Genomic DNA, 19,460 nt, shown 5'->3' on the forward strand with positions numbered 1-19,460 from the left:
GAAATAACTTATTAATTCTTTACTATTTTATATATAGAATACAAAAGATTCAATTTGAGAATTTTCTACATGGATTAGTTCTATTTTATCTAGATCAATTCATTTTCCATTATTAGTAATAGTAATTGATTGGTCTTTAGATTTTAATAATAATTTTATATTTTTTAATTCATATTGTTTTGCAACAAGAGAACCAGATAGTGTTTGAACTAATAAGAATTTATCATCAGAAATAATAATTTTTGATGATAGTTCTTTTTTTGCATAAAAACCATAATCATAAGCTGCAATAGTTTCAAATTTAACATTTTGGTCCATTTCTTCAAAATATTTTTTTGGACAAACATCATCAAAATCAATGTCTTTTTTAATTGATGACTCTAAGTCTTCAATCATTATATCCTTATAAGGTTTAACAATACTTATAGTATATAACTCTTTTAATAGTTCATTATTTTTACTATTAAACTCATCTTTTTTAATGTTTTTATTTTTGTATTCAATTTTAAGATTATTGATTTGTTCTTTTAATTGTTTTTTCTTTGTAATAATTTGTTGGATCAAAACATTATCTTTTTTATTTAGTTCTTCTTGTTTCTTTAATTCATTAATATGTTTTTTAATTTCAACATAATCTTTGTCTCATGCCAATTTGTCATTTTTAGCACAACTTAAAATTTCATTGTTAAAGTCACGTGTTGCTTTTCTTAATTCAGATTTTAATTCTTTTTTAATATTAGAAATTTCTTTCTTAAGTTCTTTTTTAGAAATTTTTAATTCTTTAGATTTAGTTTTGTCTAATTCAACATTTATCATTTCTTGAAGTTTATCTTCTTGCTCATAAATTTTAGTAATTTTTTCTTTAGCTAAATCTAGTATTTCGTTTTTCTTGTACTCAAATTCTTGATACTTTTCATTATAAATAAATCTATATTTAAGCTTTGAAATGAAGTTGTATTTATTGATAATTGCATTTTGAGAAATGTTATTTCTGTTTGCAATTTTTGCATCTCTGATTTGATATTCAAATTTAAAATAATATCAAAGATATGCTGGCACTAAAATCAAGAATATCATTACAACTTTTAATATTGAACCTAAATATCAATCGCTAGGCCAAGTTTCATATGGTTCATTTAATGGCGCTCTATCAAAGAATGTTAAGAATAATATTCCAATTGTGATTATAGATAAAACAATACCGAGCGATATTCCAAATATCCTATTACCCATTTTAAATGAACGTATTTCATATTCTTTTTTCATTCTTAAATTAACATAAGATGCAAATATTACTAACCAAGGTAATAAACCTATTCAACCAGCCGCTCCTTTAATTAATTCTAATGAAGAAGCTAAATCTCCTTTTGAAAGCATTAAGAATAACATTAATGGAGTTACAATAATGAATTGTATTCATGTTCCAAATGAACATACACCGTGTCTATTTTCTTTTGATAATCTTTGTCCAAATACTCCTGGTGAAATTTCTGAAAACATAACTTTAACTGGTGCAGATGTTCAAACAATTATTCCACCAATTGCAGAAATAAAGAATATTGAACCAATTAAAATATATGTAATTTTTGCAATAGTTGCATTATCAACACCCATAGGGTGAAGAATAAAGTAAAATAAATTACTAAATGAATCAGCTCAACCAGAAGCTAATCCACCTGTTGGCGGGAACACTGAAACTAATAGTGTACCTAAAACATAAGCAAAACCTATTAGTGAAACTGATATAAGCATTGCTCTAATAAATGTTTTTCTTCCACCTCTAACTTCATTAACATAAACACCTAATGATTGTCCACCATCAGCTGCCATTAAAACTCAAATAAATGTAGAGATTCAAGCAAACCCTAAACCTCCAGTTGTACCTCAAAGATTAAGGTCAGCATCTGCTGCAATTCCTGGTGCTTCAGTTCCAGGAACAGTTGAACTACCTTCAGTACCTGAAATACTTGGTCTTAAAGCGCCTGAATTAACAGATCCAACAATTCATCCAATGATTGCAACCACAAAGAAGAATGCAGTTATACCAATCATTAGACCACCACCTAAAGATGTAACTTTAGAAAGTTTTTTTGTATTTAATGTAGATATAAAAGTAACCAAGAAAAAGAAGGCTACTGCAACCCAAGGTAAAACTTGGTTATATACTGGGTCATTTGTATAGTCACTACCAGTAACAGCAAATGACAAATAATTAATTCTTGATGGTACTGCAGAAAAGAAATATGTTAAATTTGCAAACCAAAACATAAATGATGTTAAGAATGCTACCTTTCTACCAACAGAAACCTGAATTCATGAAGTTAATCCAGATTTTGTACCCTTTTGCAACGAGGCAAATTCAGCAATGATAAATACAAAGGGAAATAAAAACACCACAACAGCAATTAAAAATGCTACCGCGGCGCTTAAACCTAATCCCACATAATTATCAACAACATTTTGAAAGTTAAAAATTGCTAAAAGTGCAACAGATACCATTGCGAACAACGATATCTTTTTATCAACACTTGAAGTTTTTTTCAAACTAAATGTTTTTCTCATATGAGATATCTCCTCCTTAAGATATTGAAATCGTTACGATAAGAATTTTTGATATTGGCAACATTTAAACCAATACATATAAATTATATTATATGAACCACAAATTTATATATATAAGTTTAGTTTGCTGTAAATTCTAATTAAAATAGTTTATTTGTTTTTTTATATAAATATTTTGTTTTTATAAACAAAATAGTAAGTTAGATAAACAGAAATTATATATTTAAATTATTAGATATTAAAAAAACATTGGTTGGACCAATGTTTTAATTAATTTCAATTTCAATTTTATTTTTGTATGGTTTTTCCAATTCATATTTTATTTCAGAAGAGTTATTTAAATTAATTGAAATAGGAGTTTTTTGGAATTCAACACAAACACCAAGATTATTTTGCTTTTTTGTTGTGCTAATAACTTTTTCATAAGAAGCAAAATTGTGGGTGTAAATAACAAAATCTTTTATTTCAGATTTTAATATTATTTGTGAATAATTGTTTTTTAAAATTATTTTATCTTTATTGCTTTTAAAAGGATGGTCAATATAGCCGCCAACTATTTTGTGTTGTTCTTCATTTAATTCATTACTTATTGACCAAATAGAATTAAACTCATTTTTTAATTTAATATTTTTGATTAATAATGGGTTCATATTTTTAGATAAATTATAAAAAGAATCATTATGATCAATATTTATTAAATAATCATTTATATTTTCATCACTTGGTAATTGAAAATAAAAGTGTTGTGTTGGGTTAGCAAAATAACTTTTTTTATTTGACAAAACGTTGTATGTAATAACCATTTTGTTTGTATGGTTTAACAGTTTAAAGTTGATTTTTACTTTATAAAAAGTATCTAGTTCTTTTACATATATATCTTTATAAGCATTAAACGATAGAAACATTTTATCTTTTTTAATGTTTGAAAAATTAAATACTAAATGTGATAAATTTGATCCATTTGAATGAAGATAGTTATTTTTTTCATCAAGTGGTAAGTCATAAATTTGATCATTAAAATTCAATGATTTATTTTCTACTCTACCAGCTATTGGTCCTACAAAAGAGTTTAATAAAATAGAATTAGAATAATATGAAAAACTATTTTCATATTGTAGTAAATAGTTCTTTTCTTTTAACGATATTTCTTTAAATGAAAAGCCAATTTTATTAATTACAATTTTCAATTTGTTTTTATTGATTAAAGAAATATCTTGATTCAAAAATAAATTATTTAAAAATAATTCAAATTCCTTTTTAGAAAGTACCTTACAATCTTCAAGTCCGTTTACAAAAACATCTGATGCATATTTAAAAATATTTTTTTCATCAATTTTTTTATTTTTACTCAACAAAGAATTTACTCATTCATAATGTTTTGACAAAGATTTGTGATTTTTAATTTCATCAATATTATTGGTATTTAAAATGTTCACAATTTGTAAAAGTTCAGATTCCAACCTTACCGGCAATATTGCAAGACCTGCTGCTTCCATTAATCCAATATTTTCTTGTTTAATATTAAATTTGTCTTGATGAAAATGAAAATTACCAAAAGGTCTATTTTGGGAAACAGAATTGTTTCTTAATATTATATAGAAATGAAATTTATCATTAATTTTGTTAACTATTAATGTTGATGAATTATTATCTTTGTTAACTAGCTTTTTGTTTTGAAAATGTTTTCAATTGTTTATTATATATTTTGCAATGCATGCTGTTTCTTCTTTATTATTAGACACAATTTTTATTGCATTCAAAGGTCAATTTAATTGATGAATATACGTCTCATTTGACACTTTTATTTTTCTAATAGTTTTAGCATTCATTAATGGTAATTTATCTTTTCCGCCCTGATAATGGTCGTGACTTAATAATGACCCACCAACAATTGGTAAATCGGCATTTGAACCTAAAAAATATAATGGATTTTTATCTACAAAATCTAGTAAGTTATCAACAGTTTGAAAACTTATTTTCATTGGTTGATGATTGATATTATTAATGACAAAGTGATCATTTAAATAAGCATATGGTGAATATTGTAAAAACCACTTTTGATTATTTGGAAAATCTATAAAATAAACTCTTAAATTCTCTCTTGAATCTTTTGAAGCATTTCCTTTATAACCTATGTTTTCTATACATATAGGACACTTTGGTTCATCTTTATTGTTTATTTGAACAGCTTCTCTAGCTTTTTTTATTTCATCAATTGTTTTTTCAGGTTTTGCTTTATTAATTGATATTCTCATATTCCCATATTTTGATTTATGGTTCCAAATTAGGTTTTTATCATTTTTATCTTTTTTGATGTAATAGCTTAAAAGCGAAATTTTTTTTAAATATTCAAAGGGATTGTTATCTGACAAAATTTTATTTAATTTTTTTTGATCTGTTAAAAACAAAGACATTAAATAGTTTATTTTATTTTCTATTTCTTGATTTGAAAGCTGATTTGTTGATGCTAAATGTTGTCTAATAACATCAATATCAAAGAAGTGTTCTTTATAATTTGTTTTTATATTTTTATCAAAAATAAATTTTTGATTTGAATCAATATTAAGTTCTTGTTTTATAAAATTAAAAATATCTTTAGCTTTAGCTAAAGAAATTATGTTCTCATTTAAAAAACGATTTGTAATTTTATTTAAAGCAACTAGTACCATTTACAACCTCTATTTCATAAACTTCACATGGATAACCAAATTCATTTTTGTATTTATCAATAATTGTTTTTTTGAAAATTTCGTTTGATTTTTTATCAATTAAAGCAATTAAGCAACCACCAAATCCTGCACCTGTCATTCTAATTCCTAATACTCCATCAATGGAATTACCAACTTCATTTACAAAATCTAATTCTTTACAAGAAACTTCATAATCGTTTTTTAATGCAAGATGAGCATTATTTAAAATTTTTCCACATTCTTGAAAATTATTTGAAATAAGATTATTTATAAATTGTTTAACTCTTTCTTGTTCTTCGATTGCGTATTTAGCTCTTTTTCTAAGCGTTTCATCATCAATTAAATTTAAAACATTATTAATTTCAGTTATTGGGATTGAACATAAGTTTTTATAATCATATTTTTTATTAATTTGTTCTAGTGCTTTTGTTGTTTCATAAACTCTTTCATTGTACTTTGATTCAATTAAATTTCTTGGTTTTTTAGAATTGATAACTAAAAAGTTATAGTTTTTTAAATCAAATTCATAATTTTTATAATCAAGTGTTGAGGTATTAAGCAACATGAAATTATTTTTCTTCCCATTAGCAATAACAAATTGATCCATAATTCCATTTTTTAAATTCATGAAATTATTTTCAACTTCTTTAAATATTTTTGCTAATTCTACTGGTGGCACATCATAACCATAAAGTTTAGTAATTTCTTTTAAAACCATAATTCCAAATGATGCTGATGATGATAACCCTGATGAAGTTGGGATTTCTGAATCTACAACCAAACAAAAACCAGCAATTTTATAATTATGGTTAACCAGTGTTTGATAACAGCCTAAAACATAATTTAAAAATGAATAATCTTTATTAAACTTAAAATTATCTTGAATATCAACTTTTCTAATATTATCCTCTTTAAAACTTGTAGAAAAAACTTGAATAGAATCAGATTTACAAAAAGCCGCTTTGATATATAAATTTATGTTTCCTGGAAATACATTACCACCAAGATAATCTATGTGTTCTCCAATTATATTAATTCTAGATGGTGATAAAACATATAATTCAGGTTTTTTGTTATAGGTTTGCTCAAATAAATTTTTTAAATTATTTTTTATTTGATTGTCCATTTCATTTTCTCCTAAATTCATATTCACTTCTAATTATTTCAGACAAAGATATTTTTGTTTCTCAATTCAATACTTTTTTAACTTTATCAGTTGAAGCTGTTAGTATTGCTGGATCACCATCTCTTCTGCCAACAATTTTTGATTTAATATCTATCTTTAAGGTTTTTTTTGCTTCTTGCAAAACTTCTAAAACACTAAAACCAGTTGAAGAACCTAAATTAAAAATATCAGATTTATTGTTTTTCATTGATCACTCAAGTCCTATTACATGTGCTTGGGCTAAATCAACAACATGGATAAAATCCCTGATACAAGATCCATCTTTTGTTTCATAATCATCACCGAAAATATTCATAGTTTTTGATTGATCTAATGCAGTATCAATAACTACTGGGACAAGATGTGTTAAAACCTTTCCCTTAATTCCAATATTTCCACTAGGATGAGTTCCTGCAACATTAAAATATCTAAATATAACAAAATTACCATTGTATGCATTAGCTCAACCTCTAATTAAAGCTTCAGCTGCTAACTTACTTTCTCCATATGGGTTAATTGGTGCTTTTTCATCACTTTCTAAAATGGGAACTTTTTTTGGTTCACCATGAACTGCAGCAGTTGAAGAAAAAATAAATGTCTTAACATTATACAAATTCATTACAGATAATAATATTTCTACAGAATGTAAATTATTATCAAAATACTCTAATGGTTTTAGCACAGATTCTGGTACAACAATTGAACCAGCAAAGTGCATAATTGCTTTAATATCTTTTTCTTTTTCAAAAACTTTAATTAAGTTTTCTTTATCCCTTAAATCAACTTTATAAAATTTAGCTTTTGGGTGTATGTTTGATTCAAAACCTTTGGAAAGATTATCAACCACAACAACATCATATCCTTTATCAATTAATTCATAAACTGTGTGAGAGCCTATATATCCAGCTCCTCCAGTTACCATAATTTTCATAAATACTCCACAAAAATTAATATCCTAAATATTATTTTAAAATTAATGAATGAATTTTTAACTTAAAAAATATTAATTATTTTTTTCAATACTTAATCAATAAATAAAATAAAAATCTTAATTTAAAACTATAGTTTAATAAATAATAAAAAAAGATAACCATGTTTAGGTTATCCCCTAACTGACATGTGAAGTGCAACACTTCAATGTTACATTAAACTCTCGACTTTGAAATATAAGTTGAGAGTTTTTTGTTTTAAATATTTTCTTGATACATTTGGTAAGCTGTTTTATAACCAAACATTTTTCTTGGGATGTTGTTTACTTTTCATTCAAGAGTTTTTATTTTATCTTCACTTACTAAACTGAAGTCAGTTCCTTTTTTATATCATCTTCTAACTATCCCATTTATGTTCTCGTTGGACCCTCTTTGGAATGAAGAATAAGGTTGGCAATAATAAACTTTAAAGTTGAATTGTTTTGCAGTTATTCCCATCATTTGAAACTCTAACCCATTATCAACAGTGATGCTTTTTATTGGGAGTTTTTCATCTCGAATAATGGTATACATTTTAGCCATCATTGATCTAGCGTTTTTACCTTTTATTTTTCTAATAATTGCCAACCTTGTTTTTCTTTCTACTAATGTTAATAAGTGGTAATAACCACTTTGCCTTTTACTAACTATTAGATCAGCTTCTCAATGTCCAAATTCTTTTCTTTTGTTTATCTTTTCTGGTCTTAGACTATAAGGAATGCAGTATTTTCCATCAATTTTAGAAAATATACCTATTTTTCTTCTTTTTCCTTTAACATATTTTCTTCTTAAACAATCTCTTCTTTGTATCTTTCAAATCTTGCTATTGATTCATCTAAATACTTGCCTAGCACTTGGAACTTTAACTAATGGATAGTTTTCTTTTATTCAAAAAATTGTAGCTTCTACACCATGAGATTTAGGATTAAATTTTTGAATAAAAAGATCTGTGAAGTTTTTGTACTTCAACATAAAAAACATATGACAATTTGATTTTCTTCTAATGTATTTTTTGTGAGCATTTGATGAATAATAAATTCCTGTTGAAGATGTGTTTCTTTTTAATTCTCTTGATATTGTTGATTTGTTTTTATTTAAGATTTTTGCAATCTTATTCATAGAATATTTTTCTTTATTTCAAAGAAAATAAATTAAGCATCTTTCTTCTTTTGTTAAATGTTTATAAGTTTTCATAAGCACTCCTAATATTCATTATCTTTTTATTAGTGAACACTTACAAACAAAACAAATGAAGTGCACACTCTTTTTCGAGTGTTGCACTTCACATGTCAGTCGAGCGATAACCATGTTTAGGTTATCTTTATAATTTATAAAGCTAATTAAATTATTTAATAATTTTTGTAACTGTACCAGCACCAACAGTTCTTCCACCTTCTCTAATAGAGAATTTAGAACCATCTTCAATAGCGATTGGGCTAATTAATTTAACAGTAATAGTTGAGTTGTCACCAGGCATAATCATTTCTGTACCTTTTGGTAATTCAATAGCACCAGTAACGTCAGTAGTTCTGAAGTAGAATTGTGGTCTATATCCATTAACAAATGGGGTGTGTCTTCCACCTTCTTCTTTTTTAAGAGCATAGATTTGAGCTTCGAATTCTGAATGAGGTTTAATTGAACCAGGTTTAGCTAATACTTGTCCTCTTTCAACTTCGTCTCTGTTAATACCTCTTAATAATAAACCAGCGTTGTCACCAGCTCTAACTTCATCTAATTGTTTTCTAAACATTTCCATACCAGTAACTACAGCTTTTCTAGTATCTTTAATACCAACGATTTCTACTTCATCGTTTAATTTTAAAGTACCTCTTTCAACTCTACCAGTTACAACAGTACCACGACCTGTAATTGTCATAACGTCTTCAACAGCTAATAAGAAAGGTTTATCAGTATCTCTTTCAGGAGCTGGGATGTAGCTATCTACAGCGTCCATTAATTCATCTAATTTAGCTTCTCATTTAGCATCACCTTCAAGACCTTTTAAAGCTGAACCTTTGATGATTGGAGCATTGTCACCATCAAAACCATAAGATTTTAATAATTCTCTAATTTCCATTTCAACTAGACCGATCATTTCTTCGTCATCTACCATATCACATTTGTTTAAGAAAACAACGATTTTAGGAACCCCTACTTGTCTAGCTAATAAGATGTGTTCTCTTGTTTGAGGCATTGGTCCATCAGTAGCAGCAACTACTAGAATAGCCCCATCCATTTGAGCAGCACCAGTAATCATGTTTTTAACGTAGTCAGCGTGACCAGGACAATCTACGTGAGCGTAGTGTCTTTTAGCAGTTTCATATTCAACGTGAGCAGTATTAATAGTAATACCTCTTGCTTTTTCTTCTGGAGCTTTATCAATTTCATCATATTTCATAGCTTTAGCTCCACCTTTTTTAGCAAGGTATGTACATAAAGCTGCAGTTAATGTAGTTTTACCATGGTCAATGTGTCCAATTGTACCAATGTTAACGTGTTCTTTACTTCTATCAAATTTTGCTTTTGCCATTTTAATCTCCTTATTAAATTAATTAAAAACATATATAAAGCATAATTAATTATATATTATTGTTATATTTTTATTTTTATTTTTTTGTTCTTGATGAAACAACTTCTTCAGTAATTGATTTTGGCGCTTTAGCATAGTGACTAAATTGCATTGTATAATTACCACGACCTTGAGTGAAAGATCTTAAATCAGTTGCATATCCAAACATTTCTTTTAATGGAACTTTAGCTTTAATTACTTGAACATTATTTCTTTGTTCAGTTCCTTCGATGTTTCCACGTCTAGAAGAAATGTCACCCATAGTGTCCCCAAAATATTGCTCAGGGACAATAACTTCAACCCCCATAATTGGTTCTAAAAGAACTGCACCTGCTTTTTTAGCAGCTTCTTTTAAAGCCATTGAAGCAGCAATTTTATAAGCCATTTCAGATGAGTCAACATCATGATAAGAACCATCATATAATGTAGCTTTAATATCAATCATTGGGTATCCACTTAAAGGACCTGATTTTAAAGCTTCTTCTAAACCAGCTTTAATTGGTTTAATATATTCTTTTGGAATCTTACCACCAACTATTTTATCAACAAATTCAAAACCTTTTTCTTCGTTTGGTTCAAATTTAATTAATACGTGTCCATATTGACCACGACCACCTGATTGTTTAATATATTTACCTTCAGAATCAGCTTCTTGAGTAAATGTTTCTCTATAAGAAACTTGAGGAGCACCAACAGCAACTTCAACCTTGAATTCTCTTCTCAATCTATCAACAATAATGTCTAAGTGTAATTCACCCATACCCGCAATAATTGTTTGATTTGTTTCTTCATCAGTATAAGTTCTAAATGTTGGATCTTCTTCAGCTAATTTACTTAAAGCAATACCCATTTTTTCTTGATCAGCTTTTGTTTTAGGTTCAACAGCTAATGAAATAACAGGTTCTGCAAAGTTCATTGATTCTAATATTATTGGTGAGTTTTCAACACAAAGTGTATCACCAGTTGTTGTATTTTTTAAACCAACAACAGCACAAATATCACCAGCTCTTATTTCATCGATTTCATCTCTATTATTAGAGTGCATTTTTACAAGACGAGAAACTCTTTCTTTTTCGTCTTTAGTAGAATTTAAAACATATGATCCTTTTTGAAGAACACCAGAATATACTCTAATGAAAGTTAACTTACCAACGAATGGATCTGTTGCAACTTTAAATGCTAAAGCTGCAAAAGGTTCATCATCTTGATTGTGTCTTTCAACTTCTTCTCCATTAAGAAGACCTTTAATTGGAGGAACATCAATTGGAGATGGAAGATAATCTACAACAGCATCTAATAATAATTTAACCCCTTTGTTTTTAAATGCAGTACCACAAACAATTGGATGGAATTCAGCTGTTAAAACACCTTTTCTAATACATGACTTAATTTCATCAATAGTTAGCTCTTCGCCATTTAAATATTTTTCCATTACTTTATCATCAAAGTTAACTATTTCTTCAATCATTTTTGTTCTTCATTCTTTTGCTTTATCCATTAAGTTAGCTGGAATAACATCTTCTTTAAAGTTTTCTTCAGGTTTACCATCAAAAATAAATGCTTTCATTTGCACTAAGTCAATAATACCTGTAAAGTTACTTTCAGCTCCTATTGGATATTGGATTGGAACAGCAATTGCTGATAATCTTTCTTTTAAAGATCTAGCACACATTTCAAAGTCAGCACCAGTTTTGTCCATTTTATTAACAAAAACAATTCTTGGAACTTTATATTTACTTGCTTGTCTTCAAACAGTTTCAGTTTGAGGTTCAACACCATTTTGAGCGTCAAGAACAGTTACAGCACCATCTAAAACTCTTAAAGATCTTTCAACTTCAACTGTAAAGTCAACGTGTCCAGGAGTATCAATTAAGTTAAGTTCAAATCCCTTTCATGTAACATAAGTTGCAGCTGATGTAATAGTAATACCACGTTCTTTTTCTTGTTCCATTCAGTCCATAGTGGCACCACCATCATGAACCTCACCAATTTTGTGTGTTCTACCAGCATGGAATAAAACTCTTTCTGAAGTAGTAGTTTTTCCAGCATCGATGTGAGCCATGATACCGAAATTTCTAAACTTGCTTAATTCAAATTTTCTTGCCATGTTGTATCCTTTCTAAAATCTCAAGTGTGCAAACGCTTTGTTTGCTTCAGCCATTTTGTGAGTATCTTCTTTTTTCTTGAAAGAAGCTCCTGTTCCTTTTGAAGCATCAATGATTTCGTTTGCTAATTTTTCAACCATTGATTTTTCATTTCTATTTCTTGCAGAAAGAATTAATCATCTTAAACCAAGTGTTTGTCTTCTTTCTTTACTTACTGGAGTTGGAACTTGGAAATTTGCCCCAGCAATTCTTCTAACTCTTAATTCTAATGAAGGCATAATGTTGTTTAAAGCTTTTTTAAACACTTCAATACCTTCTTCTTTTGTTTTTGTTTCAATTAATTTAAATGAATCATAAACAATGTTTTGAGCTAGACCTTTTTTACCATCTAGCATTACTGCATTGATAGCTTTAGTAACTAATTTTGAGTTATATACAGGATCTGGTAACACATTTCTTTTTTCTGCTCTATTTTTTCTCATAGTAACTTACTCCTTATTTATTACCTTGTCCATTATCTTTAGGTTTCTTAGCACCATAACCAGATCTTTCTTGTCTTCTTTTATCTACACCAGAAGTATCAAGTGTACCTCTAATAATATGGTATCTAACACCAGGTAAGTCTCTAACTCTTCCCCCTTTGATTAACACAACACTGTGTTCTTGAAGGTTATGTCCTTCACCAGGGATGTAAGCCAAGACTTCGTAGTTATTTGTTAATCTAACCTTTGCATACTTTCTTAACGCAGAGTTTGGTTTTTTAGGTGTCATTGTACCAACTCTTGTACAAACCCCTCTTTTGAATGGAGATGGGTTAGCTTTTCTTTGTTTAGTTAAAGAATTGTAAGAATAATTTAATGCAGGAGATTTAGATTTTTTTACTTTGTCTTTTCTATCATGTCTAATTAACTGTGATATAGTAGGCATTATTTGTCTCCTTTTCTTTACAACTTATCCAAGTGTATCATATCACTGGGATAAAAAAAATAACTCGTTAAATATTATACTATAAGTTTTCAAAAATAAAAATAAAAACTTGACTGTCTTGGTTTGTCTTAGTTTCAAGCGATTCAGTTCATTTAATAAATTTATTTATTAAGGATTAAATGATGAACCATTGTGAGGCAAAAGCAATAATTTCAAAATAAATAAATGTATACATATAAAATATGTGAACTTAATAAGATTAAATAATTTTGTATAAAAATAAATTTTCACATAAAAATCAATGTTAATAATAAATAATATGGATAGAAAATCTATGAAAGCAAATAAGGAGAATGTTTCATAAACATAAAATGAAAAAAGGTAGTTAAAGATAATTAAAAAAAATAATTAACAATTTTAAAATACAGGTTTAAAAAAAGATGCAAGCTAATATAAATTAGCACACCTATTAAAAATTAGTGATAAAATCATACGCACTCAACACTCTATTATTGTTGTTATTTTGTGTAATTTTAAAGACTTATACACGTCTAATATAATTAAGCTTTAGAATATCTACTACTTGTCATAACCCATGAAATAAATATATATTTTAAAATTTCTTTTTTTTGATAACTCTAATAAATCCATAATATTTTTCATGTTTATAATATAAAACCATAAAGTTACCACACAAGCTAAAACTGTAACTAATAAAGCAATTCCGGATAATAACTGATAACCCATTGCAAACGGAAAGTAAGTTGTTGAAATCATACCAAATAGATTTTGAGAGTATGCTAGAAAAACTATTAAATTTAATACCATGAATATTAACAACTCAAAAGTTGTTTGTATTATTCTGATTTATTTAACAAAATGGAAATTCAACATAACATCAATTTAATTGATAATTTCTATATGAATTTGAATATCTTTTAGAAATGATTGAATCTATAATAATTTCATAATGTGGAATAAATTTGAAATTATATTTAACATCAAGTTAATTTTTGTTAACTCATATATCTTTTATGTAATAAAAATTTATTTATTATAAGTACTATATTTAACGATAGCGAAAGCGCAAAAATAGTAAAAAGTATATGAACAAATGAAAACAAACTATCACTTTTCAATATTGTATTGCATACTTTTTTTGTAAGATTAATAATAAAATAAATAACCCCAATTGCTAAACATATAAAAAGTGAAACACTTCCAACATATTGAATTATTAAACAAAAGGTAAATAAGAAAATCAAATTTTATCAAACAATTATTCTGGATAAATAATAAATATTATCTTGTATATTTTTATAAAGATTTCTTTTAATGTAAAAAAGTATTTAATCCACTTTTATAAATATGTTCATCTCATTTTTTTATAATCTTTGCTTTAAATATAAATAGGTAACATCTTAAAATTAAATTTAAATTTTTTTCATTGATATAGAAATGATCTTTCTTTTTTTATTATTTTTTATAAATGCTAAAAACTTCTTAAGAATTTTTATGATTTATTTAATATTCAATCATCTCAACAAAATAAGCTTCTAGCATTGATTTAATAAAGTGTTTCTTTTAGGTAACTTAATCCAAAAAATATTTTAAACTTTTTTTCTATAAAGATAATTTATCAAAAAATAGGATTATATCTGTATTACTAATATCGTACTTAAAAATATAAGTTTATAAATCTAATAAATACCAACATAGTTTTAAATTACAAATAATAGATATTAGTTTTAAATAAGCATAATCTAATAAATCATAAAAAATTGACAAAAAAAGCATGGTATAAATACCATGCATATTAAATATTATTTTTAAATGTAAAGTTCAATCATGTTTTGCAAGCTACCAAATTTTTCAATCACTTGTTCTTTAGAGGCATCAACAAATATTTCACCATTTTTTAAAAGAACTATTCTATCAGCTAAATACTCAATTTCATCCAAGTTATGACTAACTAGAAGAATATTCATTTTGTTTTCTTTTGCATACATTTTAATAAAAGTTTTTATTTTGTTTCTTATTGTTATATCTAGCCCTGTAGAAAGTTCATCAAGAATTATAATTGATGGTTTATGTAAGATTGAAAGCAAACAGTTCAATCTTTGGTTTTGACCACCAGAAAGTGATGAAGCATTTTTGTTATAAAATTTGTTAATACCAAATATTTCAAGCATTGCATCAAGCTCACTTTTACTAATATTTGTTTCATAAATATCATTAACAAATTTTACAACTCTTTTAACCTTTATTCCTCTTGGGAATGATGAATCTTGAAATTGAATTCCTATTTTTTCTAAAAAAGAATTTTTATAATCATATTTATAATCAATTGAACCAGATGTAGGTTTATTTAAACCTGCTATCATTTCCATAAGTGTTGTTTTACCAGCACCATTACCACCAAGAACTGCAACATTTTCGCCATCGTAAAAATTTATATTTAATTTATTAATAACAGTAAGTTCTTTATATTTTTTAGTTAATTCTTTTGTTTCAATTAAAGATTTTTTATTTGAGCTATTATCTATAATAAATTTATCATTATAGTTTTTATCTTCGGTTTTTTTAAATTCTGATAAGATGTGACTTAAACTATTGTTTTCCATAATATGTTACCTACTTGTTCATTTAAAGAATTTTAATGAAACAAAACCAAAGATAGCCATTCATACAAATGGTAAGATTAAAGTTATTATTTTTTCAGCCTTACCTAAAATTAAAATGTTTTTACCACTACTATTAAAGTATCAATATTCTTTATATATATCAAAAGGGTTACCTTGAGTTGTATGATCAAAGATATTGATGTCTTTTATTGGCATTTGACCAGGCACTTGTTGAAACATTGATGCAGCTGGTGGAACAATTTGTTCCATTGATGGTAAATGAACATTTCCATTTCATGATTCTAATATCATATTAGTTGGTGCTTTAAATGGAGATAAAGCATAACCCAAATATCAAAGTGGTTCTATTTCTCTTACTGTACCAATTGGTAAAACCATTGCTGTTAAAAATTGAGAAGTAATTAAAACAGTAGTACCAATTGCTTGAATTGCTGGTGTTGATTTAAAAATTGCTACAAGCATCATACCAAACACCAATCCAACTATAGTTAACATTAATTGACCTCAGATAAAACCAATTCAATTAACATTTTCTAATGTTTGTCTAAAATTCATTGATATTAAAGCGGGTTTAACATTTTGAATTCCTTCTGCTACAACCTCACCACTTGTTCAATGAGGGATACCAAACATTAACATTGAGAATACTATACATCAAACTATTGATGCGAATATGATCATTAAATAATATAAAATTGCTACTCACAAAAATGATGATGCTTTAATAGGTGTACTCCCTATCCTTTTAAGTAATGAAGATTTTTTAAACTCAAACATCAAAGTTGGCATTGATGTAGTAGTAATAGACATTGGTGCTATAGCCAATGCACCACCTAAAAGTTGAGAATAACCTAACACACTCCCAAGTATAGCAATGAATATTATTGGAAATACAAATGCAAAAAATGGTCCAAATATTCCTCTTCAGAAAGATTCATTGATTAACCCGAATAATGGTTTTCATCCGATAAATAAATTTTTAAAATTTATTCGATTATCTCTATGTATCTTCATATTGCTCCTTTCACTATGCTAAATATTTAATACTAAATATTAAGTACTAAATATTTAGTACTTATATTATATAATATTTTTGTAGGAATCAAACTTTTTTGGATAGAACAAAAAAGTATATATAATATTAATATTGTTTTGGGGGCAATATGGTTAGATTTATAATTTTAGGTTTAATTGATATGAAACCTATGTCAGCATATGAATTTGATAAATTATTAACTGATTCAATTAAAAATTTTTACAATATAAAACAGTCTCAGGTATATATTGAATTTAAAAAATTAAAGGCTTTGGGTTTTTTAACTTCTGAATCAACTATTTTAAATAATAGAGTAAAAGAAATATACAAAGTTACAGATCTTGGTAGAAAAGAATTTTTTAAACTTCAAGAAGAAATAGATGTAGAGGCTGAAAGATATTTAGATGTTAAATTACTTTTTTTAGTTAGAACTTTTTTTGGATTTTATTTGTCAGATGAAAAAAACATATTGTTTTTAGAAAAATTAAAAACAATTGTTACAAACAAAATTAAAACATTAGAAAACCAAGCAAGTGTAATCAAAAATAGTGAATCTAATAATGCTAAAAATAGAGATAAATGATATTGACAACAAACTATTAAATATGGATTAAATTCATGAAATTATACTTTGAAATGAATAGATGAATTAATTATTGGAATAAAAAATAAAGAATGAGAGAACAACTAATATTTTAGATTTACTAAATGCGATTATCGCATTTTTTTAATGCCTTTAAAAAACGTTTTTTCTTAAATAAAATACATTATTTAAATAAAAAACATATAAGCTATAAACTTATATGTTTTAAAAAATTAATAAACTGTTTTATAAAGATAAAGACCACAACCATCAGCCTTTGCTTGGCTTGAACCTTTTTTTGGGTTATCAAGATAATAATTAATATCATCAATAGTTGTTTTATTTTCATTATGGTTTAATAATGTCCCAACTATCATTCTTATCATGCTTCTTAAAAAACCATTACCAGTAAAATAAAATAACACATAATCATTTTCTTTAACTATTCTAATGTTTTCAATTTTTCTTATACTGTTGATTGATTCTGAAGTACTATAAGATAAAAAATTCTTTTCGCCAATAAAGTTTTTGCTAGCTTTTTTTAATTTTTTAATATCAATTGGTTTGTTGTATTGCAAAACATAATTTCTTTCAAAAATATTAAATTTACCAGTATTAACTTTATACAAATAAGTTTTTTTCTTAATTGAAAATCGAGAATGGAAAGAAGAATTAACTTCTTTAATAGATTTAAAGAAAATATCTTCTGGTTGTTTGATTAACATTTGCTTAAAAAGAATTTTTTTATCTAATTCATATTTTGTTTTAAAGTGAAAACATTGATCAATAGCATGCACATATTTATCAGTTCTTCCTGAACCATAAATATTAGTTTTTTCTTTAGTTATTTCAGACAAAACATTTTCAATACAACTTTGAACTGTTCTAATTGAATTATCATTTTGTTTTGCTCAACCTGAAAACATAGAACCATCATATGCAACTTTTACACAATAAGTTTTTTCCATATATTAATTTTTACCAAACATAATAATTGCATCTAAAAGACCTAAAGGTGTAATATAAACAACTTTACCAAGTGCTATCATTGAAATAAAAAATCCTAATAGCATACACATAAAGGCAAAAAATATTCAATCACCTAAGTGAATTTTATAATCTCTATATCTTGTTCTAGTTTGATTTGGATCATACCCTCTTGCTTCCATAGCATTTGCAAGTTCATCAGCTTTTTTGAAAGCGATGGAAAATAAAGGAACTATTAAAGAACTAAGAGATTGTAATTTATCAATATAGTTACCATTAACAAAATCCAAACCTCTTGAAGCTTGAGCTTTAAGAATTCTATTAGATTCATCAAGAAGTGAAGGAATAAATCTAATTCCTAAAGCTATTGTTGTAGATCATATTGTAATTGGTAATCTAAATATTCTAAGAGGATTTAATATATCTTCCAAAGCATAAGTTAGTTCAACTGATGATGTTGTTGATGTTAATATTGTAACAACAACTATCATTAGCAAAACCTTTATAGAAACATAAAGCATTAAAGTAATTGCAAATGAACTAAAACCATATCAATTAGTTGTATATAAATACAAATATAAATTATTATTCTCAACACTAGATACAACTTTATAATGTTTAGATAATAACGTTACAACATCATTAAATGATTTATTTTCCATTAACATTTCAGGTTTTATAACTGCAAAACCATTGGTGAAAGTTAAAGTTTGATCAGTTTTTATAACAGTGTTAATTCCTATATCAGCTGGTAATGATCCAGTTACAAAATGACCACCTCACATATATCCTTGCAAAAAAGTTTTACCATCTATTATAGTTGTATTTGCAAACTTAGGTTGGAATAGTAAATGAACATTATCTTCAAAATTAAATATGACACCAGGGCCTTTATAACTAAATCAATTAATAAGTGTTAACAAAACCATCATGACTAATATAGATTTAAATATGTTAACCAATTTTTTTATTGGTAATTTTGCTATGAAATAGATTGAAATAACAACAATGCTTAAAACAATTTGAAAAAAGAAACCAAAAGGAATGAATATCATCACTATAAATAGAATACAACAAATAAATTTTAGTGATGGATTCATTCTATGAATTAAAGAATTACCAGCTATATAACCATTTGTGTTCATATTTTATTTTCCTTTCGTAATTCTTTTTTTATTAGCTATTGAAGTTATAGCATCAGCTAATTCATCACATGTTCTTGG

At 26.2% G+C, this 19,460-nt stretch carries 14 protein-coding genes; 1 reads left to right on the forward strand and 13 read right to left on the reverse strand.

All coding sequences use genetic code 4. The features are described from left to right. Positions 1 to 27: 27 nt before the first annotated feature. The 11 genes from EXC57_RS04740 to EXC57_RS04790 form a co-directional block, all read right to left on the reverse strand. Positions 28 to 2,562 carry an amino acid permease gene (locus EXC57_RS04740; RefSeq protein WP_129692704.1) on the reverse strand — a complete coding sequence of 845 codons (2,535 nt, stop codon included), beginning with the start codon at positions 2,560 to 2,562 and terminating at the stop codon, positions 28 to 30. Positions 2,563 to 2,828: 266 nt separating this feature from the next. After that, on the reverse strand, positions 2,829 to 5,231 hold the full coding sequence (locus EXC57_RS04745; RefSeq protein WP_004025342.1) for an aldose epimerase family protein: 2,403 nt from the start codon (positions 5,229 to 5,231) through the stop codon (positions 2,829 to 2,831). Continuing rightward, complete coding sequence (gene galK / locus EXC57_RS04750) at positions 5,209 to 6,399, reverse strand: galactokinase (RefSeq protein WP_129692705.1); 1,191 nt, start codon at positions 6,397 to 6,399, stop codon at positions 5,209 to 5,211. Before galK ends, EXC57_RS04745 begins: the two co-directional genes overlap by 23 nt. Beyond that, positions 6,356 to 7,348 (reverse strand): UDP-glucose 4-epimerase GalE, encoded by a 993-nt coding sequence (galE, locus tag EXC57_RS04755; protein WP_129692706.1) that lies wholly within the window; start codon positions 7,346 to 7,348, stop codon positions 6,356 to 6,358. The genes galK and galE overlap by 44 nt, the downstream gene beginning before the upstream one ends. A 256-nt stretch (positions 7,349 to 7,604) precedes the next feature. Further along, entirely contained in the window at positions 7,605 to 8,579 is a 975-nt protein-coding gene (locus tag EXC57_RS04760; RefSeq protein WP_129692514.1) for an IS30 family transposase, read from the reverse strand. Positions 8,580 to 8,730: 151 nt separating this feature from the next. After that, on the reverse strand, positions 8,731 to 9,915 hold the full coding sequence (gene tuf / locus EXC57_RS04765) for an elongation factor Tu (protein WP_004025345.1): 1,185 nt from the start codon (positions 9,913 to 9,915) through the stop codon (positions 8,731 to 8,733). Positions 9,916 to 9,991: 76 nt separating this feature from the next. After that, the gene (gene fusA, locus EXC57_RS04770; RefSeq protein WP_004025346.1) at positions 9,992 to 12,061 is read right to left on the reverse strand and encodes an elongation factor G; all 2,070 of its coding nucleotides are present in this window, start codon (positions 12,059 to 12,061) and stop codon (positions 9,992 to 9,994) included. Between the two features lie 12 nt (positions 12,062 to 12,073). Further along, the gene (rpsG, locus tag EXC57_RS04775) at positions 12,074 to 12,541 is read right to left on the reverse strand and encodes a 30S ribosomal protein S7 (RefSeq protein WP_004025347.1); all 468 of its coding nucleotides are present in this window, start codon (positions 12,539 to 12,541) and stop codon (positions 12,074 to 12,076) included. Positions 12,542 to 12,554: 13 nt separating this feature from the next. Then, on the reverse strand, positions 12,555 to 12,986 hold the full coding sequence (rpsL, locus tag EXC57_RS04780) for a 30S ribosomal protein S12 (RefSeq protein WP_004025348.1): 432 nt from the start codon (positions 12,984 to 12,986) through the stop codon (positions 12,555 to 12,557). A 1,829-nt stretch (positions 12,987 to 14,815) separates the two neighbouring features. After that, the gene (locus EXC57_RS04785; RefSeq protein WP_004025350.1) at positions 14,816 to 15,610 is read right to left on the reverse strand and encodes an ABC transporter ATP-binding protein; all 795 of its coding nucleotides are present in this window, start codon (positions 15,608 to 15,610) and stop codon (positions 14,816 to 14,818) included. A 6-nt stretch (positions 15,611 to 15,616) separates the two neighbouring features. Beyond that, on the reverse strand, positions 15,617 to 16,645 hold the full coding sequence (locus EXC57_RS04790) for an ABC transporter permease (protein ID WP_004025351.1): 1,029 nt from the start codon (positions 16,643 to 16,645) through the stop codon (positions 15,617 to 15,619). A 149-nt stretch (positions 16,646 to 16,794) separates the two neighbouring features. On the opposite strand from EXC57_RS04790, the gene EXC57_RS04795 reads away from it, so the two are divergent. Next, the gene (locus tag EXC57_RS04795; RefSeq protein ID WP_004025352.1) at positions 16,795 to 17,358 is read left to right on the forward strand and encodes a PadR family transcriptional regulator; all 564 of its coding nucleotides are present in this window, start codon (positions 16,795 to 16,797) and stop codon (positions 17,356 to 17,358) included. Between the two features lie 125 nt (positions 17,359 to 17,483). Here EXC57_RS04795 and truA read toward each other — a convergent pair whose 3' ends face one another. Next, positions 17,484 to 18,218: a tRNA pseudouridine(38-40) synthase TruA gene (truA, locus tag EXC57_RS04800; protein WP_004025353.1), complete on the reverse strand. Its 735-nt coding sequence runs from the start codon at positions 18,216 to 18,218 to the stop codon at positions 17,484 to 17,486. Between the two features lie 3 nt (positions 18,219 to 18,221). Continuing rightward, a complete protein-coding gene (locus EXC57_RS04805; protein WP_004025354.1) occupies positions 18,222 to 19,382 on the reverse strand; it encodes an energy-coupling factor transporter transmembrane component T family protein in 1,161 nt (386 codons plus the stop codon). Positions 19,383 to 19,460: the final 78 nt, after the last annotated feature.

Source organism: Malacoplasma iowae (genome assembly GCF_900660615.1).
GTDB lineage: Bacteria > Bacillota_I > Bacilli_A > Mycoplasmatales > Mycoplasmoidaceae > Malacoplasma > Malacoplasma iowae.